This window comes from Rosistilla ulvae, assembly GCF_007741475.1.
GTDB lineage: Bacteria > Planctomycetota > Planctomycetia > Pirellulales > Pirellulaceae > Rosistilla > Rosistilla ulvae.
Window position 1 is genome coordinate 7,357,955 of record NZ_CP036261.1, and the last position, 25,336, is coordinate 7,383,290.

General features: G+C 59.1%; 11 protein-coding genes and 1 tRNA gene. 8 read left to right on the forward strand and 4 right to left on the reverse strand.

The window, feature by feature from the left end; translation table 11 throughout:
• Positions 1-167 precede the first annotated feature (167 nt).
• Positions 168-1,235, forward strand: coding sequence for a hypothetical protein (locus tag EC9_RS25940; RefSeq protein ID WP_145348874.1), 1,068 nt, complete (start codon positions 168-170; stop codon positions 1,233-1,235).
• On the opposite strand, the gene EC9_RS25945 is transcribed toward EC9_RS25940, so the two are convergent.
• Positions 1,232-7,354, reverse strand: a complete 6,123-nt coding sequence (locus EC9_RS25945) for a hypothetical protein (RefSeq protein ID WP_145348875.1) — start codon at positions 7,352-7,354, stop codon at positions 1,232-1,234. The genes EC9_RS25940 and EC9_RS25945 overlap by 4 nt on opposite strands.
• Positions 7,355-7,558: 204 nt before the next feature.
• Complete coding sequence (locus EC9_RS25950; RefSeq protein ID WP_145348876.1) at positions 7,559-8,200, reverse strand: 3-keto-disaccharide hydrolase; 642 nt, start codon at positions 8,198-8,200, stop codon at positions 7,559-7,561.
• 247 nt (positions 8,201-8,447) lie between these two features.
• Here EC9_RS25950 and ilvD point away from each other — a divergent pair, with 247 nt between their 5' ends.
• From ilvD to EC9_RS25975, 5 genes are all read left to right on the forward strand, one after another.
• Complete coding sequence (gene ilvD, locus EC9_RS25955) at positions 8,448-10,127, forward strand: dihydroxy-acid dehydratase (RefSeq protein ID WP_145117210.1); 1,680 nt, start codon at positions 8,448-8,450, stop codon at positions 10,125-10,127.
• 183 nt (positions 10,128-10,310) lie between these two features.
• On the forward strand, positions 10,311-11,222 hold the full coding sequence (locus EC9_RS25960) for a hydroxypyruvate isomerase family protein (RefSeq protein ID WP_232529917.1): 912 nt from the start codon (positions 10,311-10,313) through the stop codon (positions 11,220-11,222).
• Positions 11,223-11,391: 169 nt separating this feature from the next.
• On the forward strand, positions 11,392-14,037 hold the full coding sequence (locus tag EC9_RS25965) for a hypothetical protein (RefSeq protein WP_218934458.1): 2,646 nt from the start codon (positions 11,392-11,394) through the stop codon (positions 14,035-14,037).
• A gap of 410 nt (positions 14,038-14,447) precedes the next feature.
• Positions 14,448-15,872: a magnesium chelatase gene (locus EC9_RS25970; protein ID WP_145348878.1), complete on the forward strand. Its 1,425-nt coding sequence runs from the start codon at positions 14,448-14,450 to the stop codon at positions 15,870-15,872.
• A 204-nt stretch (positions 15,873-16,076) separates the two neighbouring features.
• Entirely contained in the window at positions 16,077-17,777 is a 1,701-nt protein-coding gene (locus tag EC9_RS25975; protein WP_145348879.1) for a vWA domain-containing protein, read from the forward strand.
• Between the two features lie 596 nt (positions 17,778-18,373).
• Here EC9_RS25975 and EC9_RS25980 read toward each other — a convergent pair.
• On the reverse strand, positions 18,374-21,649 hold the full coding sequence (locus EC9_RS25980; protein WP_145348880.1) for an efflux RND transporter permease subunit: 3,276 nt from the start codon (positions 21,647-21,649) through the stop codon (positions 18,374-18,376).
• A 122-nt stretch (positions 21,650-21,771) separates the two neighbouring features.
• Entirely contained in the window at positions 21,772-23,007 is a 1,236-nt protein-coding gene (locus EC9_RS25985; protein WP_218934459.1) for an efflux RND transporter periplasmic adaptor subunit, read from the reverse strand.
• Positions 23,008-23,508: 501 nt separating this feature from the next.
• Between EC9_RS25985 and EC9_RS25990 the strand changes: the two genes are divergently transcribed.
• Both EC9_RS25990 and EC9_RS25995 read left to right on the forward strand, forming a co-directional pair.
• Positions 23,509-23,582: transfer RNA gene (locus EC9_RS25990), tRNA-Arg, on the forward strand.
• Between the two features lie 748 nt (positions 23,583-24,330).
• Complete coding sequence (locus EC9_RS25995) at positions 24,331-25,056, forward strand: outer membrane protein (RefSeq protein WP_145348882.1); 726 nt, start codon at positions 24,331-24,333, stop codon at positions 25,054-25,056.
• The last annotated feature ends 280 nt before the right edge of the window (positions 25,057-25,336 follow it).

The window sequence follows — 25,336 nt, forward strand, 5'->3', positions numbered from 1 at the left end:
CGCTACATTCCCCAGTCTCTGGACGCTAGCAGTCGCTGCGGCGGTTGGTTTCGGCGTTTTCATCAAACAACCCAGCCGAAGGGTAAGGTTGACCGCGGCGATTACCGATAGAACCGATGTCGATCGTTGCTCGCGCTCCTGCCTTCCTCGCCTGAGAGAATGTCTTGATGAAAGTTCTCGTTTGCCCTCAACTTTTGCTGATGTCGATGCTGATGGCTGCCCCAGTGTTTGCACAAGTGGTGCCGGGCACCGGAACGAAGATCGATTATGTGGGTGACGATTTCGAGGAACCGGGTTGGGAATTTGTCCACAACATGCCCAAGGGTTCGCACGAAAACAACGAGCGCCGCAACGGGCCGTCGGGATATTCGAAGAACCGCCGCTTTATCGAAGGGCCCGAGCGCGGCCAGCCCGATCACATGCAGATCATCCCGACTCCAGCCGGCGGTCTGCCGCACAGCAAGAACGCGTTGTGGGTTTCGACGTTGCACAGCGGCATCCCCGGGCAAAACACCCGGACCGTCGAACAGGATGATTTGATCGTCAGTTGTCCCTCGCGATTGGGAACCAGTTTCCGACCCTCCGAATCGCCCAACTGCATGGTCCGGGTCTACTTCCCCGAAGTCGATCGCTGGGAAAAGCGAAACGGGCCGCATTTCGGATTCCGCTTGGGATGTTCGACCACCGCCGAACAGGAGCGTGAAGGCTTTCTGGCCTTTGGAACCGAGATGGGCCCCGAGCCGTATTGGCCTGGAATCTGGGTTCACTATCGCCACACCGCGGACCAACGCGGCCCCGCCGGTTCGGCTTATCTGGCAGTTCGCGGCGATAACCGCGGCCGCGACTTCCGCGTTGCCGAGATGGAGCAGTTTGGTTGGTGGACGTTTGGAATCAGCGTCACTCCCGACGGACGCATCCACTACTACGCCAGCCCCGGCGTCGATCCGCTCACGCCACAAGATCTGCTGACCAGCCAAACGCCTTACGGCTTTAACGCCGAACGCATCACGTCGTTCTTCTTCAACTTCTGCAACGTGAACGACGGCCGCACCTGGTCGACCCCGGTCGTGATCGACGATCCCGAGATGTACCTGGTCAACGCGTCGCGTGTGATGCAGTTCGTGCAACGCAAAGAAGCTGCTGAGGCGAAACGACAAGCGTACGCAAAACGCCGCGCCGAGATGATGGCCGAGCGCAACGCCCGCTCGCAAAACAACAGCCGATCGAGCCGTTAATCGATCGAACGTGACGTCACGATCAGCTCACCTTGCAGCGCGTCGGCTTGTTCATCGCGGCCGGCGGCCCGCAGCGCTGGGATCAACTGTTCGCCGTTTTGCGGATCGATGCGGTTCAGGATTAACATCCGGTCGATGTGCTGTTGAGCTTTCTCGAAATCGCCAGCTTCGATCGCCGCGGCGGCTCGCATTCGATGGATTCGGTGCAGCGAGGCTAGATCGGAGAGCGGGATCTCTTCGGTCCAGCCGCCAGCGAATTGCAGCATCGTCGTCTGCAGTAGATCGGCGACCGTGGCGGGATCGGTTTCCAGATCGGCTCGCCGTTGGCAGGACTTGTACCATGTGAAGCTGCCGATCGGCGAAACCGCCTGCAACAATCGAGCTTCTTCGGCCGCCAACGGTTGAGCTCCCAGTTCGCGCAAGCGATGCGTGAGCGCGTTGCGGATGCGAAAGTTGACAGCCATCATCGATGCGGTTTGCATCTGTTTGGCTCCCGCTTCGCGATCGCCGCTGCGAGCTACCGCGTCGGCGGCGAGATAGCGGAATTCGAGTTGCAGGACGTCGTTCTCCCACGCCTGTTGAAACGCTTCGGCCGCTTCAGCCCACTTGCCCAGCCGCCGGTAGATGATCCCGGCCTGCGCCGCTGGCAACTCGGTTTCGCGTTGCTGCTGCATCAAATCGAACGCCTGCTGCGTCTGATCGAACCGCAGCATCGTCCCAACAAAAGCAGACAACTGCTCCGCCGTCAGCGTCGTCTCCTCCAGCTTCTTCAACTCACCCGCCAGATATTCTTCCGGCGACATCGTTTGACTATCGATCTCGACAGTCCCTTCGCCAGAGAGCATCGCATCGACGTTCTGCAGCCGCTGCAACAATTGATCGTCGGCGTTGCCCGGCGACTTCGCTTCGAAGTGGCTCCACCAACCGTCGAATTCGGTGACGAGATCGGCGATCGCCGGCTGGAGAATCCGCGGTGTGTTCAGGTATCCCATCCGTTCCAATGCACGCCGAGACGCCGTCGTATGCTGGCCCATGGGTCCGAAGATGTAAAAACCATTGGCACGACCGATTCGCTTTGTTTCGTCGAGCAAGGGTTCTACCGCTAGCGCCATGCGCCCGCTGCTTCGCAGAGTGCGAAACAGTTCCTTCTGGTGCAGGAGATTGCTGCGGCGCGGATCTTTCTGCTGCGAGTGAATCTGTTCCGCCAGCGCTGCGTAAAGAGCATCGGCTTGATCGGCTGCTTCCCGCTGATCCAAGATCCAACCGACCTTTGCAACGATCTGAACCGCTTCCATTGGGATCGTTTGCTGCATGTCGACATTCAACCGCTCAGCAACCCATGCGGCCGGATCGTCCGACTTCCAAGCGACAGCTTGTAGTGCAGCGTCGTAGTCGCCTCGAGCCCGCAGCAGTTCGAAGTGCGTTTGCGGCGCATGCGTCTTGGCGATCTCCAACGCGCGATCGACCCGATCGTTAACCAACAGACAATTCATTAGCGCGATCTGCGCCGCAGGCGTTGCGATCGTCTCCGCCAACCGTGCCACCTGCCCCAAGGTCTGGTCACAGTCGGCCGCGCGTCCCGCCTGATGTTGGTAACTGGCCAAACCGCACAGCACGCTCAACCGCAGCATTTCGTCATGGATTGCCGCCGCGACAAGCCCGTCGAAGATCTGCCGTTGTTGATCTGCCGCGCGGTCCCAACGCCCTGCGCCGGCGTCGATCCAAGTCGCCAGCGGGATATTCTTTTGCTCCCGCGCCCACTGGGCTGCTTCTTCGGGTTTCCCATTGGCACGCAACAGAAACGGCAGTAGAGGTGAATCCTTGTGTTCGGCAATCCGTTTGGACAAGAGACCTCGCTGCAACCAAAACGCAGCCAGGTCGCTCCGTCCAATCTCGCTGGCGGTGTTTTCCTGCAACAACCGCTCCGCCTCGTCGAATTTGCCATGAGCGATCTTGTGCGCGAGCACGCCGGCATCGGAATAGATCAGTTCTTTTCGAAACACGGCGGCGCTAGACAATTGATCGATCATCTGCAGCAACGTTTCATAATGACCATATTCCAACAGACGCCAACGAACTTTCGGATTGGGAACGATTCGCTGCGTAAACATCTGGCGATCGGGGACCGGAACCTTCTGCAGAATTTGCAACACGAACTCCGCAGCGCGCTTCGATCGAAGCGACTCTTCCGAACGCATGCTGGCTAGCTGAATGAACGCTTTCATCTGTTGTTCGGTGAGCGAAGCGCGCAGCCGATCGACAGCCGCTGGCGTCGCGTTATCGATCCAGCCTGCCAGCGTGTTTGGCGAAAGGATCCATCGCTGCACCAGTGCTGAGCCCATCGTTGCGGGGAGTTTTTCGACAACGTCCATCATCGGATCGAGTCCGCCATTGCGGGCGATGCATTCGATAGCACCGCGAAGGTGGATCCCCTCGCTCAACAGCCGATACTGCTGTCGCGGGTCGCCCACTTCGACCAATGACTTGACCAATTCGTCTTCCCGCTTTTCACTCTCCAGTACCTCGATACAGATCGGTTGCGACAAGAACTCGAACAACAACGCCGGTGCACCGCCGCGCGACCTCGCCGATGGCGACTGCCCCGACGCCTTCACCCACTGGGCTAACGTGTCGAAGTGTCCCTCTTGAATCGCCAAGCGAATCAGATGCTTACGCCGCATCACGCTTCGCAGCGCATCGTCTCGCTGCGAATTCCCTTCGACGGAAAAGAGTTCCTTCAGCCAGGGGCGAATCTGGGTTTCCCGGTCCAGGCGTTCGGCCATGGCGGGCGACTGCAATAACACCGTTCGCAACGCGGACCGCTGCGGCGACCGATTGCAAGCCTCGATCAGAGCTTCCAACAACTTGGCCTCATGTAACGCAGCGACGGTTTCGGGCTGCGTCGTCAACATGGCCACGGTCGATTGAGGCAAAGCGTGGTCTTTGATCAGGTCGGCCAACAGGTCGGTCCGCCCCGCTTGCACGATCGTTGTCGGCCCAGCCGCACTGACCAGCCGCGTGCTCCACAGCTTCGCGACTGCGGAATCGGTCTGCTGGTCGATCCACCGGGCGATCTGCGTGACATGCGACTGCCGGCTTTCGGAATCATCACTCAACACAGCCCCAGCCAACACGCCAATCGCTTCGTGGCGAATCCGATTTTCCGCCAGTCCATCGATCGCGGCGTACAACGGTTGCAGCTCGCCATCCCACGCCGGCGAATCGTCCACCGCGGCTGCTAAGACATAGCTGTGCAACAACGGCTGCATCTCTTGCGATGCCTCGGTTTGGATCAATTCCCACAGCGGTTCAAACTGGCCCGCCTGGATCAGTCGCGAGATCGAATATCGCTGAACAACCATCGCCCTGAGAATTGTTGATTTGTCGTCGGCGTTCGGCTGCGACTTGATGGCTCGATACAAAACATCGATCTGTTGAGTTTCCAACAATTGATTCAACAAAGTGGTCGAGGTGAACAATCCTTGCCCTCGCCGCGCGACCGATAACTCTCGACGATCCTCTAGCGCGGCCTCGACAAGATCATTCATCCGCATCGCATCGGTAAACGCCTGCAACGCGTCTCGGTCGTTCATCAGCCCCCGGACGGCCGGATCGCTCAACCCATCGCGATGCAATGCCATATCAAACGTCTGCAGCAGCCACCCCTGTTTTTCGAAGCCGCGCCTCATGCCTTTCCCGGCCAAAACTTGGTTCGCCAACGCAGCGGCCACCGAAGGCGGAATGTCCGACTGCAGCAGTTCGTGAACGTCCTCCAGCTTGTCCTCTTTTTCGATCAACCGAACAAACTGCCAACAAAACAAACGTGACGCCAGGTGCTGTAATGCCGCTGTCGGCCAATCCTCCTGGGCAATCGCCACAATGTGCTTCGAGAGGTTGTGTTGGACCAAATGAGTGAGCACCGCGGAATTGCCCAAGAACTTCGACAACGACTGGTTCTGCTGTGGCGTCGGCGGCGATTTCAGCAGTTCGATCAATGGTCCCAGCCGATCGGCTTCCAACAATTGCTGCAGTCCAATTTTGTTCGCCACGATGGCGTCGAAAATCTGCAGTTTGTGGTTCGGTTCCGGTAACTGCATACCGATCTCGATCAGCCGCGCAACACATTCCGGCTTGGCGATCTCGTTTTGGGCTTCGCGTGACTGCAGCATGCGGGATATCACTGCGACGCTTGGTTTGGGATCGAGCCGACAGAACTGAGCTGTCAGCGTTGCGAGATGTCCCGCATCCAAGATCGCCTGGCGAAAGGATTGATCGGTCGAAATCAATGTAGAAAACGTCGCCAGCGTCTTTTTGTCGACGCTCGGCAACCGATCGACCAGGGCTTGCAAGTCCTGCGGTTCGCGAACCACAGACGATAGCGCCCGCGATTGAAGGACCGCTTCAATCGCTGCATCGCGCTGATCGTCGGGCGTTTCATGCAGCAGTCGCGAAACGAGTTGCCGCGCCATCGCCGGGTCCAGCCGCAAGCGGCCGAGCGCCGCCAGATAGCTGGGACGATCCTCCGCTGGCAATCGATCGACGGTCTGCCACAACAATGCCATTCGCTTTGCCGGATCGCGCTGCCACGTCGCCATCTTGCTCACCAATTGCCCCAACACGCGAGTGCGGTGTGGTTCGGGGACGTCGCAGTGGATCGCGACCAATTTATCGATCAGGTCAGCGTTACTAAGGAATCGCATCAGATCGACGTTGTGGACCAAAACCGGCAGCACGTTGGGTAACAGGTTCTTGTCCATCGTGCCGATCATTTCCAGCAGGCTTTCCGCCGCGGCGCGATCTTTAATTAACTCCGTCAAATTGGGGATTCGCACCATCCGTAGGATCGCATCGTGCTGCAGCGTAGGATCCTCCGACGCTTCGATTCGACGCCACAGATCTTTCACCATCGGCATCGCATCGGCAGCCGCCAACGTGTTCAAGATGTTCGCTTTAACGATCGCCTTCAGGTAAGCCAACCGCCGCGCGTCGTCGGGTTGCTCGGTCGCTAGATCGAGGATTTTTCCCAGCTTGTCTTCCGACTTCAGTTGCGCGATCACCGTTCGGTTCGCGACGATCATCGCCAACGCACTCACGCGATCGTCGGGATCTTCGATCTGCTGCGACAGCCTTAATAAACCATCGAAGCCCGATCGCGTTAAGATCGCCGAGATCGTCGCCGATTGCCGCAGCACCACCTGCAGCAACGTTTGCATCGTCGCGTCGTCGACATGGTTTGGCAGTTCGCCGAGAGAGTCGATCAATCCGCCGCGCTGAGCCAGCCCCTGGGTGACTTGTTGTTGTGAGAACAGCCGCAGCGCCAACGTGTTGCGGCTGGAGGGATCGGTTTCGTGTTGCAGCATCTTCAACAGAAAGCCATGCCGGCTGGCTTGGACCAGAATCTGGAGACTCGTCGGATTGGTGTAGAACGCCGCCAGATAACGCGAGCGGTCTTCCGGTTTTAGTGCGGCGACAAATTGGTCCAGCTGATCGAGCTGGTCGTCTTTGGCTAGCGTGGAAACCAACAGCGGAGAAAAGACGAGCGATGCCGTCGTGTCGCGTTGCCAACCGGCATCTTGATCGCCGCCGACACGCTGGACCAAGTCGACCATTTGCTGTGGGCCCGCATAGTCGTCGATGATCGCCGGGTCGGACACCAATTGGATCAGGTAGGCGGTTCGCAGTGGAGCGTTCGGTTCCAGCGAGATCAGGTTTTCGAGCACCGCCAACGCCCGTTCGCCACGCAATCCCTCCATCGCCTCAAATCGCTGCTTGCCTCGCCCGTCGCGAAACTTGCCGATCAATTGACGCAGCCGCGGCGGAGTCGTTGGCAGCACGCCGTATTGAAAATCTCGCAGCACGCAGCGGGCGCGCATCTGGGCTTCGGAGCCCCCCTCGGCGACAAGCTGTTCCAGTTTCTCGCGAGCTGGCAAGCCGATCTGCCACAGTTCGCGCATCGACCGCTCGCGAACATCGAAGCGGGGGGAACTGAGTCCTTCGGCTGCTGTGGCGATCGCTGCGGCCTGTTCCGGTGTCGGCGACTCTTCCTGCGAAAAAACTGTCGCCGCGGTGAATCCGATCGTGTAGAGCAAGAAAAGAGAAGCACTGCGGGCTGCTATCATCTCGGCACCTCATTCGCTAGCCGATGAACGTCGCCGTCGGCAACGTGAGGCCGATCGCACGTTGCATGATAGCACAGACGCAACAAAACGCATCCGTTTTGGCACGTTGCATGCCAGGGTCGAATCGATTTTCAGCGATGGTGTCAGCTGCCACTCGCTAGCGTTCGGGCCTGCTGGCAATCTCACCCGCGGTTCACGTGTCGCTTACTTCAACCGCTGGATGCGGATGTTGCGATAGGAGGCGACTGCGGGTTTACCACCATGAATCTGCAACGCGATGATCCCCGTTCGCTCGATCTGCGGATCGGTTTCGGTGTAGTCGACGGTCTGCAGATCGTTGAGCCAGATCTGGATGCGAGCCCCCTGGCAGCGGATGCGGATCCGATTCCAGTCGTCCGTTTTCAGTACCTCCTCAACCGCTGCCGGATCGGGGACGGCCAACATCTTATTGCGTCGCGATTCGTCGTACAGCGAGCCCCAGATCGGCTTCCCCCCCGCCGTCCCCATATCGGCTTGATAGCCCGAAACCTCGTGGTGGTTGGGGATTCGCTGGGTGCGGAACTGGACCCCCGCGTTTTGCCCCGCCCCAACCAGCTTGGCTTCCAACCGCAGCTCAAAATCTTCGTACTGCTCAGTCGTGGCCAGGAAGAAGTTGTTCGGGATCGTTTCGCTGGCCGAACCGGCCACGATCGCACCGTCGTCGACGCGGAACCAGTTCGCGTCTCCCTCCCATCCCTGCAGCGATTTGCCATCGAACAGCGGCGTGAAGCCCGATTCGGGGGCTGGCGATTGAGCGACAGCAACGATCGGGAAAAGCAGCAAAAAACAGGCGAACAGGCGGCGCATCGGGAGGTTCTCCAGAGAGTTGGGGTCGCAATTGGGGGGACGGAATCGGGATCGCAGCCGATTCGAGCGGTCGCTCGCCACCAGCCCCAGCATTGCTCTGCCAATCCCACCCATTCATAATTCGATACTCACAGATCATAATCGAGCCCCTTGCGTTTGTCGTGGTTTGGCGACCGATCTCCAAAATCGCCACCATGCCCTCTGCCCCTTACGGAACTACCCCCACAGAAGAAGAACCGCCGCGATCATGAATGCTCCCCTTAATAAGTACAGCAGTCGAGTCACTCAACCCAAGAGCCAAGGCGCTTCGCAAGCGATGCTCTACGGCACCGGAATGACCTCCGAAGACATGAACAAGGCGCAGGTGGGGATCGGCAGCGTCTGGTACGAAGGCAACACTTGCAACATGCACCTGTTGGACCTCGCCAACGAAGTCAAGGAAGGCGTCCGCGCCGCCGACATGGTTGGAATGCGGTTCAACACCGTCGGCGTCAGCGACGGGATCTCGATGGGAACCGAGGGGATGAGCTTCTCGCTGCAGAGTCGCGATTTGATCGCCGACAGCATCGAAACGATCATGGGTGGCCAGTGGTATGACGGCTTGGTCGCGCTGCCCGGTTGCGATAAGAACATGCCCGGATGTCTGATCGCGATGGGACGTTTGAACCGCCCCAGTATTATGGTCTACGGCGGCACGATCCGAGCCGGCAAGTGGAACGGACAGAAGCTGGATATCGTCAACGCGTTCCAGTGCTACGGCCAATACCTGTCGGGCGATATCGATGAATCCGAACGCCAGAACATCGTCAAGTGCAGCATTCCGGGCGCTGGTGCTTGCGGCGGTATGTATACAGCCAACACGATGGCGACCGCGATCGAAGCCCTCGGCATGACGTTGCCCTATTCGGCTAGCATCCCCGCCGAAGATCCCGCCAAGAAAGATGAATGCCGCCGCGCCGGTGCCGCGATCCGCGTCCTGTTGGAACGGGACATCAAGCCCCGCGACATCATGACTCGCCAAGCATTCGAAAACGCGATGGCTGTGATCATGGCGGTCGGCGGCAGCACCAACGCCGTGTTGCACCTGATCGCGATGGCTCGCGCTGTCGACATCAATTTGACGATCGACGATTTCCAAGCGGTCAGCGATCGCGTTCCTTATATCGCCGACCTCAAGCCGAGCGGCAAGTTCGTTCAAGAGGATCTGCACAGCGTTGGCGGAACGCCCGCGTTGATGAAGTATCTGTTGGCCGAAGGAGTGATCACCGGCGACTGCATGACTGTCACCGGCAAAACCCTCGGCGAAAACCTAGCCGACGTTCCCGATCTCGATCCCGGTCAAGAGATCATTCGCCCGCTGGATAAACCGATCAAAGCCAGCGGTCACATCCGCATCTTGCGCGGCAACCTGGCGCCCGAAGGAGCTGTTGCCAAGATCACCGGCAAAGAGGGGCTGCTGTTCACCGGCACCGCCCGCTGCTTCGACAGCGAAGAAGAGATGCTGACGGCATTGGAAGAAAAGAAGATCGTCAAGGGTGACGTGGTGATCATTCGTTATGAAGGTCCTAAGGGTGGCCCCGGCATGCCGGAGATGCTGACCCCAACCAGCGCGATCATGGGTGCCGGTTTGGGCGCCGACGTGGCGTTGATGACCGATGGACGCTTCTCGGGCGGGTCGCACGGATTTATCGTCGGCCACGTTACTCCCGAAGCTCAAGAGGGCGGACCGATCGCTCTGGCTCGCGATGGCGACAAGATCACGATCGACGCCGAAAAGCTGGAGATCAACATCGACGTCAGCGACGAAGAACTGGCCAAGCGACGCGAGGAATTTGTCGCGCCACCACTGAAAGCAACACGCGGCACGCTTTACAAGTACATTAAGAATGTAAAGAGTGCCTCCGAAGGTTGCGTCACCGACGAGTAGTCGTCGGCTGGCAACCGAGGTCGTTCTATTGGTCGCCTTTCGCGCCGCGAAAGTGCGGTCGGCTGGACGCGTTTTCTCGCAGCGAGAGACGCGTCCAACCAGCCGATCGCGACCATCGTTCGAACTCGCAGCGATGCTGGTTGGAGGGGCTGTCCTTCTATAAATCCAGATCGGAGTTCGAACATGAGTCTATCGCGACGTAATCTTTTGGCCGCCGGCGGGGCGGCTCTGGCGGCAGTTGCCACGCGGCAAACGGTTTCCCGTGCCGAGGATGTTGCCAAGGAAACGGCCGCTCGCGATTCGAGCCCCGCGATCACGAAGGGGCGGATTCACCAATCGGTGATGGGGTGGTGCTTCAAGCCGATGCCGTCGATCGAATTGGCTAAGCACTGCAAAGCGATCGGCATCGAAGCGATCGAGGGGATTCCCGCAAGCGACTATCCCGCCGTCACCAAGCTCGGCCTGAAGATCTCGCTGGTCGGCAGCCACGGTTTCCAGGCGGGACCGCTTGATCCCGAAAACCATGCGATGAATGAGGCGAAGCTGCGCGAAGCAATCGATACCGCCGTGAAGTTCGGCGCCCCCAGCGTGATCACATTTACTGGGATGCGAAAAACGGGAATCGACGACCGCCAGGCGACAAAAAACTGCCTGGACCTCTGGAAACGTGTTCTTCCGTACGCCGAAGCGAACGATATCACGCTGGTTCTTGAACATTTGAACAGTCGCGACGACACGCACCCGATGAAGGGGCATCCGGGATACTGGGGAGACGACGTGGAACTGTGCGTCGACCTGGTCAAACAGCTCGATTCACCGCGCTTCAAGCTGTTATTTGACATCTATCACGTGCAAATCATGAATGGGGATATCATTCGCCGTATCAGGGAGTATCATCCACTTATCGGTCACTATCACACCGCTGGCGCTCCGGGTCGGGGTGAGTTAAACGACGATCAAGAGATCAATTACCCAGCTGTCATGCGGGCGATTCTGGAAACTGGATATTCTCAATACGTCGCGCAAGAGTTCATCCCGACTAGCAATGACCCAATCGCCTCCCTTCGTGAGGCTGCAAGGGTGTGCGATGTGTAGCTAACGCGAAAGCAAAAACAAGCTTTTGCTCCAGGACGGAACCTGCCGATAGATTGCGCTGTCTATAATCGAGGGGAAGGCTGTACACTTCCCCGCCGCTCGCGTCGCAACCTACCTTCGAAAGATTCGTTTGACGGGCGATTTGCTGCCTGTTTCAATTACTATCGCCATGGCTACCCGTACCATAGAACGAATCGACGAAACCCATTCCGTCGGACCTCGTGTTCGCGTGGATGATTTTGTTCGATTGGGGATCGGTGTTCGCGAGGCTCGCGTCGGAGTGATTCGTCGCGCCGCTGGCGATGCAACGGCGGCGGTTGCGTTGGACGAACCGACCGATACGCGGCATGGCTTCGACGATCGAATCGCCAGCATCGCGGCGTCTACCTATCGCTTGTTAGACCCTCGCGGTCGCAACGAGTTGATGCAGCGGGTCCAGTTATTGCAGCTGGAATCTCCGCCAGCCCAAGTCAAACCGTGGTGGAAACCGCGGCACGCCACCGTCGTCACTCAAGACGAACTCCGCGACCGCTTCGATCCCTCGGCCGCCGACGACACCTACCTGCCGGTTGGCCTGCAAGCCGAAGCGGGCTGGAAAACTGTCGCCCGGCGAATGGGGCTGTTTCCATTTTCACGCCGCGCCGTCTGGGTTGCATCGGCAATGGCTAGCGTCTCGATTTTGATCGTGCTGCCGATCGTGATCGCGATGTCCTCCGCCGACGATCCGCCCAGCGGAGAACTGACAGCCGCGGCGACGACGGTCTCGGCCGCTCCCGAACCGATTGCTCGACAGCTCGGCAGCGCGGCTCCTTCGCCTCAGCTGACGACTGATTTTCCGGTTGCCGAAGTCGACGAACCAGCTCCGGCCGCCGAGCCAGTCAGTCCCTTTGCCGAAGCGTTTGTCGTGCCGTCGGAATCGGACGGTTTGAAAGCATCGCCGTCGGAAAGCGAGCCGATGCCCGTTCATCGGTCGTTGCCCGGAACCGCTCCATCGTCGGCGGACCCGTTGGTGTTTGTCCCCAACGTCGAACCGTCGGCAACGCTCGAAGACGCCCCAAGTGTCGCTCCCGAATCGCCGTCGACTCCCGCACCGATCACCGACCCGGAATCGACTGAACCGAAGTCATTGGAATCCGAATCGACTGAACCGATGCCAGCGGACGCTGCCAGTTCGGACAGCCCGATGCCGGCGGCTGACGTGCCAGCTGATACGGCCGATCCGATGCCGTCAGTTACCGCGACGCCAGCGCCGATCGCAACTCCTGCCGCTCCTCCGGCGGCAGCTGCCGATCCGGCGGCCGATCCGGCTGTCGATCCCTTTGCACAAGTTGATCTCCAGCCCGCAGTCGAAGCCGACGGCGGTCTGCAGGATTCGCGGTTTCCCAAACCTTCAGCCGATGAGGTCGCGGTGGCGACCGAGCGGCTGGCTCGTTTGCGAGCCGATCTGCCGGCGGCTAATACCGATGCCGATCTCGTTTCCAATATTCGCAAGTTGTTGCAGACGGCGACCGAGAGCGAACCGGGGTCGGCCGATCGCTGGGTGCTGTTGTTGGAATCGTCGCAGCATTTGTTGATGATGGGCCGCGGTGCCGATGCGCAACAGGCGCTTCTGCAGCTGACGAGAGAATACCAGGCGAGCGAGGTCCAGTTGCGGCAGTTGCTGCTGGAACCGTTGATCAATGGTGCGCAGACGATCACGCAAAAGGAACGTGTGATCGGTTGGGCGCTGTCGACTAGCGAACTGTTATTGCGAGCCGAGGAGTTTGATTCGGCCGCCACCACGCTCCGCGGAGCGACGACGCTGGCGGTCAAACTGGGTGACAGCGATCTGCGGTTGCGGATCAACTTGCAATCCGATGCGATCAAACAGGCCAAGCGGATCGCGCCGCTGGCGACCAAAGCGTTGGCCGAATCGACTCCGGCCACCGCCTCCGCTTCGGCTGCCAATTCGGTCGGGCGATATCTCTGCTTGTACCTCTACGATTGGCCGCAGGGATTGCCTTGGCTGAAGCATGCGTCGACGCCCAAGTTGGCCAAGGTCGCGCAGATGGAAATCGATACCGCCGCAGCTCCCGACAGCACCTTGGATCTTGTCAACAGTTGGATCGAGTGTGCTGCGGATGTCCGCGGCCGCGGTGGCGAATCGATCTTGCTGCACGCTCGCGATCTGGTTGCCGAAGCGATGCTGGAGAGTTCGGGCTTAAAAGCCAAGGACCTCGAGCGGAAGTTGGCCGAGCTCGATGCGATGCTTCCAGCCGACCTGCGGACCGTCGCGCCGACACCTTCGATAGCCGCCGCGCCCGCCGCCGCCATGCCCGCGGGGAACCTGACCGGCATGCTCGGGCGATTGAAGGCCGACGGATTGGATGTCAGCGCCCTGATCCGCTACGACGCCGGACTGAACCTTACGCACGACGCCTTCTCGCAGATCCTCGACCAATTGGGGATCCAAGCCGGGACGATCTCGCTCGAGTTTGTTGGCCTGATCGATCTCCCCGAGAACTCGACGATCCGGTTTGTCACCAGCACCGGAACCGATAAAGCGGATGCGGTTGTCGTTGCGGTCAACAACCAAACGGTCCCGTTGTCGGTCGAAGGGCAGCGGAATCGCAAAGCGGGAACCGTCGACTTGCCCGCTGGCAGCCATCTTGTCCGCTGGCAGTTTGGCGGCAAACAACTCGCCACATGTCACCTGGTGGTTGAGGACGATCGAGCGAAGAAGCCGCTGACGCTCCGCCATACGCCTGCTCTCTTGGAACAAGTCCTCAGCGTCGCGCCGGCTCGCTTGCGAGTCAACGTAGTCCGCGCCAACTAAGCTCTCTTTCATCCGCCCAGCGAAGTAGGAAAGGAAGAGCAGGAAGTTTTCCGGCGACGGGTCTTCCAAACTCCATCGAGCATCATCGCTCGACTCCCCTCCCCGAACTTCGCTGCGCTGGTTCGACCCTCCCCGCAAACTGCGTTTGGGGAGGGTGAAGTGAAGGTTAGCTTCACCGCCTCGATTCCGTCTTCACCCACCCGGCAAAAACGGAAGGGTTGGAGAACAAGAGTTTAGCGAGTTTTCCGATAAGGGTCGTCGACAGGCTCGAACACCGCGGACTCGGGGCGGCAGACTCCTCGGCGACTGCCCCTTCTCGCTTTCCTTCCTAGTCGGCCCGGTATAATGTTCCTGTACCCGCCTGCGTCATCCGTCTCTGCCTCAATCGAATCCCCAGGTCACCGATCTGCATGAGTACCCCAAGCGAAGTCCCCTCCATTTCGAATCTCAGTGAACTGCGCCAATCGGGCTGGAAATCGAAGACCGTCAAACACGAGCTGCGCGATAACTTTCTGGTGGCGTTGCAGGCTGGCGACGAACTGTTCCCCGGCATCGTAGGCTACGACGACACGGTCATTCCCGAGATCAATCTGGCGATCCTGGCGGGGCACGACATGCTGTTCCTGGGCGAAAAGGGACAAGCGAAGAGCCGCATCATGCGGATGTTGGTCCGCTTTCTCGACGAGTGGACTCCCTACATCGATCATCCCGAATTGCCGGTCCACGAAGATCCGATGGACCCGATCACCGCCTTGGGGAAGCGTTTGGTGAAGGAACTGCCCGAGGATCAGATCAAGATCGCTTGGTGGCATCGCAACGATCGGTACAGCGAACGGTTGAGTCCCGGGACAAAGTTCGCCGACATCATCGGTGAGATCGACCCGGGCAAACTGACAAGCGGTGTCAGCATGAACGCCGAAGCGGCACTCGCGTTTGGCTTGATTCCACGGATGCACCGCGGCATCTTTGCGATGAACGAATTGCCCGAACTGGATGATCTCGTACAGGTCGGTCTGTTCAACATCCTCGAGGAACGGGATGTCCAGATCCGCGGCTATCCGATCAAATTCGATCTCGATGTGATGATCCTCTTCTCCGCCAACCCCAGCACCTACAACCGCTCGGGCAAAGTGATTCCACAGTTGAAGGATCGGATCGGGTCGATCATCCAAACGCATTACCCCAGCGACCGCGACCAGGGGATTGCGATCTTGCAGCAGGAAGCCAACGACGATCTCGGTGGACCGTTCCCCGTCCAGGTGCCGTATTTCATGTACGAAGTGGTCGAAGAGATCACCAACCAGGCGCGGCGCAGCAAGTTCATCGATCATCAATCCGGCGTGTCGGCGAGGTTCTCGTTGGCGAACTTCCGCACGATGGTCGCCTCGGCGCGGCAGCGTTCGGTCGTCCTCGGCGAATCCCCCGCGGTGCCGCGGATCAGCGACCTCGGTCACATCTACAGCAGTGCCCTGGGGAAGCTGGAGCTGGATCTGATGGGCAGCCATCAAATGAGCGAACGCCAAGTCCTGGACGCCGTCGTCGCCGAAGCGATTCAGGTCGTCTTCCAGAAATATGTCGAACAGCATGGCACCGCAGAGATTGGCGAGATCTTCAAGAAGGGAGTGCGCGTCGAGGTCGGCGACATGTTGCCCTCTTCGGTTTATGCGGAACGGTTGAAGCGAGTGCCTCCGGTTTGGGAGAAGGCGTTTGAAGTCAACGCCAGCGCCAGCGAGCCGGTTCGCGCCAGCTGCGTCGAATTTGTGCTGGCGGGCTTGTACAGCATGGATCACATCAGCCGGTCGCAGCGACACGGATCGATCGAATACGAAATCTAAGCCAGCCTGCAAGGAGACTTTTCGTTTAACCGCGTGGGCATCCCCCCGCGTTTTTGAAGAGGCTTGTCGTTTAACCGCGTGGGCATCGCCCCGAGTTTTTTATGGGCAGGGCGGCCCGATGGCGGTGAAACGAAAAAATGCAATGCGACCTGCTTAAGTCAGCAACTGCGCCGTAACGGGGCCTGTAGCAACAAGAAGATCATTATGAAAAAACGTCCTGGCGGGATCATCCATTCGTATCAGAAATTTGATCCGGCGCAATTCCCCAGCCCGACGCAGCCGCCTCCCGATTTGGTCTCGTCGGCGTTTGAACACGCGATGATGTTCGGCAACTATCGCGAGTTGTCCGAAGAGGAGTTGGCCCGCGCGGTGCGACTCGATCCCAGCCAGATCGCCGGCCTGGGGCCGAGCATCGACATGTTGCGCCAGATGCTCGAAGAGCGGAAACGCAAAATCCTGGAGACCTACGAAACCGCAGCGGCTCAAAAGCGCGCCCGCCGTGCGTACCAACAGAGTGCCAGTGCTGTCCGTCCGCCCAAAGATCTGGAGAAGGCGTACCGCCGCGGGATCGCCGAAGAACAGCCGTATGATCTGGAACGGCTGTGGTATCGGGCCGACAGCGATCACTCTCCTTTTGCTCTCGGTTTGCTGGGCGTGATGCAGCGGATGAACGACAAGCTGCAGATCGCTGAACTTGTCAGCAAATATGAGTTCACCGGCCGGGAACCGATGTCGGTCCCCAAGGCGTTGGAGATCAAGGAGGAGTTGGAGAAGATCGATGAACTGCTGCGGCAGCTCGAAGAAGCTGCCAAGACGGCGCAGATCGGGATCATCGATATGGATCTGTTGCAGGAGTTCACCGAGCCGGGCGATTTGAATCAACTGGAAGAACTCCGCCAGCAGGTCGAGAACTACATGCGCGAACAGGCCGAACGGCAGGGGCTCGACCGCGATAACAAAACCGGCAACTACCGACTGACACCGCACGCCTACAAGCTGTTCCAGGGAAAACTGCTGTCGCGGATCTTCAGCGACCTGCAAGCCTCTCGCAGCGGCCGGCATCCCGACGCGGTCGAAGGGGACGGAGCGGTGGAACTGCAGCAGACCAAGCCCTACGAATTCGGCGACAGCGTTGCCAACATCGACCTCCCGCAGACCGTCATCAACGCCCTGTTGCGGCATGGCGACACGCGGCCGCTACAGTTGCGCAGCGAGGATATCGAAATCCACAAGACGCGGAACCATCCCAAGTGCGCCACGTGCGTGATCATGGATATGAGTGGTTCGATGCGGTACGACGGGCAATACATCAACGTCAAACGGATGGCCTTGGCGCTGCAGGGACTGATCACCAGCGAATACCCCGGCGACTTCCTGCGGTTTATCGAAATGTACACCTTCGCCAAGATGCGGCACGCCAGCGAGTTGATCGAACTGATGCCCAAGCCGGTCACGATCCACGATCCTTGGGTGCGGTTGAGAGCGGATATGAGTCGCGAGGATATCAGCGAATCGCAGATCCATCCTCACTTCACCAACATCCAACGCTCGCTGCAATTGGCTCGGCAGAATCTGGTGACGACCGACACGCCCAACCGTCAGATCGTATTGATCACCGACGGCCTGCCGACAGCCCACTTCGAAGACAACAACCTGTTCATGCTCTACCCGCCCGATCCGCAGACCGAACAAGCGACGATGCGTGAAGCGATGCTCTGTCATCGCGAGGGGATTACGATCAACATTTTCTTGATCCCCAGTTGGTCGCAGAGCGAAGCGGACATCCGGTTTGCGTATCGATTAGCCGAAAGCACCAAAGGCCGGGTGATCTTTACCAGCGGCAAAGACCTCGATCGCTTCGTCATCTGGGATTACGTCAGCAACCGCCGCGAGATCATCGGTTAGCCAAAGGTCGCCACCAAAAATACGGGCGAGAAATACCAGCACGAAGCGCAAGCGAGTGAACTCTCGGCAAACAATCACTCGCTTGCGCTTCGTGCTCGTATGGGCCGCACGCACTTTCGCGGAGCGAAAGGCGACCAACCAACCGATCATCCGTCACCAAGACAACATCGCTCGAGGAAGCGACCAAGGCCGGAGGCCGACACATCTCCTGCCGGGGTCGTAAGGCCCCGGTGCCTTGCAGGTAGGAAGCGAGCGATGGTCGCCTTTCGCTCCGCGAAAGTGCGTCCGCGCCACATCCTCTCTCACGAATCGCCGCCAAAAACACGAGCACGAAATACTAGCACGAAGCGCGAGCGAGTGAACTCTCGAGAGAAACAATCACTCGCTTGCGCGTCGTGCTAGTATGGGCGATGGTCGCCTTTCGCTCCGCGAAAGTGCGTCCGCGCCACATCCTCTCCCCTAAATCGCCGCCAAAAACGCGAGCACGAAATGCCAGCACGAAACGCAAGCGAGTGAACTCTCGAGAGAAAAATCACTTGCTTGCGCTTCGTGCTGGTATGGGTACGCACTTTCGCGGAGCGAAAGGCGACCAACTTTTACGACGCGATGCTGCTGGCGGAGTCGACCCGTGCGGGTTCGTTCTTGGTCGGCTTCATCAACCAACCGGGCAGCTTGCCCAGGTCGTCGAAGAAGGTGTACAGCACGGGGATCGCCAGCAGCGTCAGGATCAACGACAGCGTCTGGCCGCCGGCCGCCAGCACGGCGATCGAACGCCGCTCCTCGGCTCCCGGCCCCGTTGCGATCAACAGCGGCAGCAGGCCGGCGACAAACGAAACCGTCGTCATCAGAATTGGACGCAAGCGGTCGCGGTTGGCTTGCATGATCGCATCGTGCCGGCCGATCCCTTGCGATCGCAGCGCGTTGGTGTGATCGACTTGCAAAATCGCCGCCTTCTTGACCACGCCAAACAGCACCAAGATGCCAAGCGCCGAATAAAGGTTCAACGTCTCGCCCCCCCAATACAGACTGATCAAACCAAACGGAATCGCCAGTGGCAGCGACAGGAGAATGATCAGCGGGTAGACCATGTTCTCGTACTGAGCCGCCAGCACGATGTACATGAAGATGAACGACAACACAAACGTCCAACCGAAGTCGGTGATCGTTCGTTCCAGCTCGCGGCCGCCGCCGAGGATCTCATAGTTAAAGCCTTCGGGCAGACCGATTTCGTTTGCCACCTGCTCCATCGCTTCGATCCGGTCGGCCAACGCGTAACCGTTGGCGATGTTTGCTCGCACCGACACCATCCGCTGGCGACTCAATCGGTCGATTCGCGACGCCGCCTGGCTGTATTCGAAATCGACAACGTTATCGATCCGCGTCATCGAACCACTCAGCCCCGTCTCGATCGCCGCGACGACTAAATCGTTCGCCGACGTGGTCGGCAGCATCGGATTGGTCCGCACGTACAATTGAGAGATCGATTGGATGTCGTTCCGGTCCAGGCCGACAAGCCGCAGTTCGACATCGTATGCGTCGCCTGCCGATTGATCCAAGTATCGCGAGACGCGGTCGTCGCCGCCGACGGCCACTCGCAGTGTATCGGCGATCTCACGCACCTCGACCCCAAGCGCCGCCGCCCGTTGGCGATCGATCGATACCAGCAGTTCGGGGTTGTTGATCTGCAGCGTCGAATAGACGTCGACGATTCCCGGGATCTCTTTGACCCTGGCCTTCATCTTGTCGCTGAATTCCAGCAGCTTCTCGGCGTCGGGGCCCATGATTGCAAAGTCGATGTCGACCGGGGCTCCCTGCCGCAGCGAGGTCAGGTTGCGGACCGATAGCCGCAGATCTTTGATCGGAGACAATCGCTTACGGATCTCTCCCATCTTTTCGCGTTGAGTGAAGTTTCCACGAAACGCAGCCTTCGGATCACCGGCCAGCAAGCCGTCCCAGAGTCGCCCGAACGAAAACGTTCGCTCGCGACTGTCCTGCAGACGGATATACATCTGCGCCCGATTCACATCGCCGTAGCCGCCGGTTCCAACGGTGGTCATCACCGTCTCGATGCCATCGATCTTCCCCAGTTCCGCCTCCACGCGATCGATCGTCTCCCGCATCGCCAGCAAGCTCGCCCCCGGTTTCGCCTCCGCTCGAATCTCAAACTCCGATTCGTCGACGTTCAACGGGATGTAATCGCGGCGCACCCATTGGCTCAGCGGAATGTTCGACGCGATCACCAACACCACGACGACTAACACCAGCCAACGGAACCGCAACGCCCGGGCCAGCATCCATAGATAAGCTCCCTCGATCCAGGAGTAGACGCCGCCACGCGATTTGACAGCCGCACTCTTTTTCGACTTGCCGGACTCGTCTTCGGTCGGCTTGTCGATCGGCCGCAACAACTTGCTGCACATCATCGGCGTCAATGAGAAACTGACAAGCATCGAGATCAGGATCGCCACGGTCGCCGTCACGCCAAACTCGAACAACAGTCGCCCCGTGACGCTCGACAGAAACGAGACCGGCAGGAAGACGATCACCAGCGAGATCGTCGTCGCCAGAACCGCCAGGCCGATCTCTTTGGTTCCCGTAACGGCGGCTTCTGCCGGCGCCATCCCCTTCTCTTCGATGCAGTGGAAGACGTTTTCGAGTACCACGATCGCATCGTCGATCACCACGCCAACCATCAACACCAGGGCTAGCATCGTGACGTTGTTTAGCGTGAAGCCAAACCATTTCATAAACGCAAACGTCGCGATGATCGATGCCGGGATCGCGACCGACGCGATGATCGTCGACCGCCACGACCGCATGAACAACATCACCGTTAGGCAGGCGAGGATACTTCCGGAGATCAGGTGGCGTTCGATCTCGTGCAGCGCTTCGACGATGTATCGCGATTGGTCCTGGATGACTTCGACGCGGATGTCGTCGGGCAGCAACTCCTGGCTGCGCGGCAATTGCTCTTTGATCGCATCGATCACCGCGACCGTGTTCTCGCCGCTCTGGCGTTGGATCTCCAACAGGACCGCCGGCTCGCCGTTGAGTCGCGCCAGCGTGCGGACCTCTTTGGTTCCGTCGGTCACTGTCCCCAGTTCGCTCAACCGCACCGCGGTGTCGCCGACCGTGGCGACGGTTAAGTCGGGAAACCGATGCGATTCGGAGATTCGCCCCAGCGTTCGCAGCGACCGTTCGCGTTGTCCTTCGTTCATCAATCCGCCCGGCACCTCGGCGTTTTGACGCACCAGGGCGTCGCGAACTTGCAGGATCGACAGCCGGTGTGCCGCCAATCGGCGGGCGTCGATGTCGACCTGGATCGCCCGGTCGGCCGCTCCGGAGATCTTCACCTCGCCGACGCCGCTGGAGGATTCGATCACGTTTTTGACATACCGATCGGCCATCACGTACAGTTCGCGAGCCGACCGCGGGCCCGAGACGGCCAGCGTCATGATCGGCGATGAATCGAGATCGCGTTTCTGCACGATCGGTGGATCGATCCCTGGTGGCAACAGGTTGGCGACTCCCGCCACCGCATCGCGAACGTCTTGAATCGCCGCGTCGATGTCGCGATCCAGTTCGATGGTGACGATCACAAACGAGCGACCGTTGGCCGAGATCGATCGCAGTTCGTCGATCCCCGCGACCGTCGCAACCGCGTCTTCGATGACGCTGCTGACCTCCGATTCCACCTCCTCTGCCGCCGCGCCGAGATACGTCGTGCGGACAAAGACCTGCGGCATGTCGAGGTTCGGGAACCTGTCGACGCCCAGCTGTGGAAACGCAACAGCTCCAGCGACGACCAACGCAGTGATCAACATCAAAGCGAAGACCGGACGCTTCACGCAAACTTCAGCTAGCCAATACAAAGCTCTCGTTCCCTATGAGCGACTATTTTGAGTTGGGGGATTAGCCCCAGAGAAATTTCACGGCGGGCGGGATTCCGAAGAGCGTTGAAAAACATCGCCCACCGGTTGATCGTCTTGTTAAGTTAAGGCTTGATCTTCGCGATCCGACCCTGCGACGCATCGCGTAAGATCACGTCTCCCGATTGCAGCCCTTGCAGAACTTCCAGCTGCCCGTCGCGGCGTTTTCCGATCAGCACCTCCTGCTCGACAAGCGCACCATCGACAACCTTCCAGGCCTTCTCAGCTCCCGCGAATTCGTTGATCGCCGATTGCGGGACGACCAAGCCGGTGGCGTCGTCGTCGACCACGATCTCCGCTTCGGCAAACAGCCCGCCTCGAAGCTCTTGTCCCTCGTTTTCGATCTCCGCCTCGAAGACCAACGAACGACTCTGCTGATCCAACATCGGGCTGATCCGCGTGATCGTTGCCGTCCGCGGTTCTGGGACCGATTCGATTTGCAGCCGCACCTGTTGGCCCAACGAAAGTGCCTGAGCGCGTCGCTCGGGAACCGAGCTGCGGAAACGCAGCGGCGAGGTGCGGACGACGACAGCGATACTCTGGCCTACCGAGATGTAGGACCCCGGTGCGGTCAGCCGCTGGTGAATGAAGCCCTCCAGCGGTGATCGGATGATCGCGTCGGTCAACTGATTGCGAGCGAGCGATAGTTCGGCTTGGTAGCTGCCGATCGCGGCGATCTTTTCGTAGACGCCGTTCAGTGCTGAAGCGTATCGAGCTTCGGCGACCCGTTCCGCAGCCGCTGCGAGTTCGTATTCCCCTTCGGAGACAGCCTTCTGAACTCTCAGGCTCTCGAGTCGCTTGAGGCTGCTTTGCGTCTCTTCCCACAGCGCCCGCTGCTGGCGAACCGGCGGAGCGTTTTCGGGATTTAGTTCGGAGACCGGCACGCCAGCCCGCAACCCAACCGCCGCGCGGGCTTGTTCCAATTGAGCTTCGGTCTGGTCGACCTTCAGTTGAAATTCGGCTTGGTCCAGCGTCACCAACGGATCGCCGACGTTGACATAATCGCCCAGGTCGACATGCACCTCCGCCACGCGGCCGGCGACCTTCGCCCCCACGACCGATTCTTCGTCGGCATCCAAACTCCCCTGGCTGCGGACGATCGTCGGCCAGGGCTGCAGCGCCACCGTGATCAGCTCCGCCTCGATCGTCTCCATCGGCTCCGGCTTCGGTTCGGACTTCATCGCCGCTGCCGGGGAATCGCAGCCCGTCGCTGTTAATAACAGCCAAGGGACCAGGCAGGCGGCAGCACCGATGTAATGCGCGCGACGGGAAGCAGTAACTAACGACGTGGGACTTTGCATGGTAGGCCGGTGGGAGCGAGGCGGGGGCTTTGTCATTTTAACGGATTCGGTGGTCACCTTTGGCGTGACAACCGGCGGCGAATCCCTGCGGAAGGCAATTGAGTAAAACCCCGCAAGACGTAAATCGGATCGCGCAAAAACTCAAAAATGGCAGAAAGCGAACCCCTATTTAAATCGTTGGTGGGCGATGAAGCAAGCAAATCCTGCAGCGAACTTCTACAGTTCTCCCCGCCTTTTGCTAGCGAGCCCCCCCGGAGCGGAACATCGTCGATCCGCGAGCCCGTCAAAGCAGCAAAAATCACGATTTCTGCGAACCGCGTGCCCCGCAATGTCTCATGGATTCACAGACGACCCGGGCGGTTCCGGCTAGGAGCAGCCGATCCGGAGAGCAATGGCGGGCATTACGGCAACGGGCGCTGCAAGAAAAGCAGAATTGAGTCCCAGAACTTCGAGTCCGGCTTGCCAGCGTAAATCAAAAAAGCTATGCTTCATCGCAGCAACGCACCCCTAGCTCAATTGGATAGAGCATCGGTCTACGGAACCGAAGGTTAGTGGTTCGAATCCACTGGGGTGTACTCGACTTACGTCGATTCTCCATCTGAAGTGTATCCAATTTTTTTGGGTACACTTTTTTCATAGGGCGATTGCCTGCCCTGTTCTTCGCTCTGTTTCGCGCGAAGCTTCTGCTCTTTGGATTGTTCTCGCATTGAGCTCGATCCCCATGCCTGATGAGTCGGCTTGGGCGGATGTTCAATCGCGCGTCCGGCAGCTCCAGAACAAGAAGATCTCGCCGCAGAAGACGGGCCTATCGCGGGTGCGTTTGGTTCTGCGTTCGTGTCAGTACGCTCGGACAACCTTCGGGTTGACCCTCTCCGGAAACACTCCGTTTCGATTTCATCGGGCGTCGCTGCTGCGCCGACATCGGAAGCTCGGATTGAAAGACAGCCGGATGATCGGTGCCGCATTCTGCGGGGCATGGATGGAATCCAAGTCGGCAAAAAACGAAACCGCAAGCCCTAGCTGAAGCGGGGTGCCCCGCCTTTTCATGACGACTCGTTTCAGTCTTCGCCTGAGTGCCAGTGTTTGCTGTGGCACCTGTGAAGCCCAAGCGTTCACTCTGCTCGTTTTTTTGCTGAATGCTCAGGTGCGGACGGTTAGGCGGGCTAGGGCAGGAGCAAACGAAATCCTGAATCCGCACGCATTTTCACACGAACCTATATCAGGTGTGGCAGGGCCGCTCACTTTCGCGTCTGCGGAAGAACCTACCGCGGCAGCTGTTACACATTAACGGATCGAGAATCCTCATTCAACGGAATGAACTAGATGCTGGTAAAGCTTCATCAAAACTCACCTACAAAATGTCTTGCTGCTCTTGGCGGACTGTTGCTGAGCGTATCTGCCATGTCGAGTTTCGGGCACGCGCAGCAACCGCGATTTTTCGGTGCATCGAAATGTGATTCCTATTGCGATGCTGATGGGCGGGAATGCTGTGACTACGACTGGTCGGGTGCCTACGTGGGGCTACAAGGCGGCTGGTCGTTCCTTGACCCGAACCCCGTGGTGTCAACCCATGTTCAAGAGGATTCGGATGGATTTTCTGGCGGTGTTCACGGTGGGTTCAATCGTCAGAGAGGGAAACTCGTCTATGGAATCGAGCTGGACTACACACTGACTGATCTCGATGCCACAGCGCCTTGCTTTAATCCCGCATATGACTGCGGAGCCTCATCTGACTGGAATGCTTCGGTGCGCGGCCGATTTGGCTTCGCATTTGACAGGCTACTGCTGTTTGGCACCGCAGGATTTGCGTTCGCCGACTACGAAGGATTTACTCAAGTGGTCGCTACTGGCGTCACATACGGCGACGAAAAAACGCTGACAGGTGGGACGTATGGTGGCGGCCTCGAGTACGCTGTTTCCGAGCGTTTGCGTGTAAGAAGCGAATATCGATACAGCAACTTCGGCACAGAAGAAATGAGCTATGACCGCACTTATACCGTCACCCCCGACTTGCATTCGGTAATTTTCGGAGCCAGCTTCGCGTTTTGATCATTGTTTCATGGGCATCAAAAGGGTCGAAAAGCGGATCAGGCCAGCTGTTATCCACCGGTCGGCTTGTCCGCTTAATGAGCGGTTCCCCCGGCGTCTAGTCCGCCGTCGCAAGCAACCGTTCTGCTCTGCGGCCATCGGAGCGATGCAGAATGACGGGAGCAGAATGAATTTGATCAGAGGCCTTTGAAGCGTTCAGTAGTGCGTCTCTCCATTGAAACCGCTCCTGCTGCGACCCGACTTATATCGCGGTAGGGACCGCCGTTGCCGGCGGCCCCCC

What these genes read in the sequence shown, in the direction of transcription:
- EC9_RS25965 (WP_218934458.1), top strand. Translation starts at nt 11,392, where the DNA reads ATGGCTACCCGTACCATAGAACGAATCGACGAAACCCATTCCGTCGGA.
- EC9_RS25960 (WP_232529917.1), top strand. Translation starts at nt 10,311, where the DNA reads ATGAGTCTATCGCGACGTAATCTTTTGGCCGCCGGCGGGGCGGCTCTG.
- EC9_RS25985 (WP_218934459.1), bottom strand. Translation starts at nt 23,007, where the DNA reads ATGCAAAGTCCCACGTCGTTAGTTACTGCTTCCCGTCGCGCGCATTAC.
- ilvD (WP_145117210.1), top strand. Translation starts at nt 8,448, where the DNA reads ATGAATGCTCCCCTTAATAAGTACAGCAGTCGAGTCACTCAACCCAAG.
- EC9_RS25975 (WP_145348879.1), top strand. Translation starts at nt 16,077, where the DNA reads ATGAAAAAACGTCCTGGCGGGATCATCCATTCGTATCAGAAATTTGAT.
- EC9_RS25970 (WP_145348878.1), top strand. Translation starts at nt 14,448, where the DNA reads ATGAGTACCCCAAGCGAAGTCCCCTCCATTTCGAATCTCAGTGAACTG.
- EC9_RS25995 (WP_145348882.1), top strand. Translation starts at nt 24,331, where the DNA reads ATGCTGGTAAAGCTTCATCAAAACTCACCTACAAAATGTCTTGCTGCT.
- EC9_RS25940 (WP_145348874.1), top strand. Translation starts at nt 168, where the DNA reads ATGAAAGTTCTCGTTTGCCCTCAACTTTTGCTGATGTCGATGCTGATG.
- EC9_RS25950 (WP_145348876.1), bottom strand. Translation starts at nt 8,200, where the DNA reads ATGCGCCGCCTGTTCGCCTGTTTTTTGCTGCTTTTCCCGATCGTTGCT.
- EC9_RS25945 (WP_145348875.1), bottom strand. Translation starts at nt 7,354, where the DNA reads ATGATAGCAGCCCGCAGTGCTTCTCTTTTCTTGCTCTACACGATCGGA.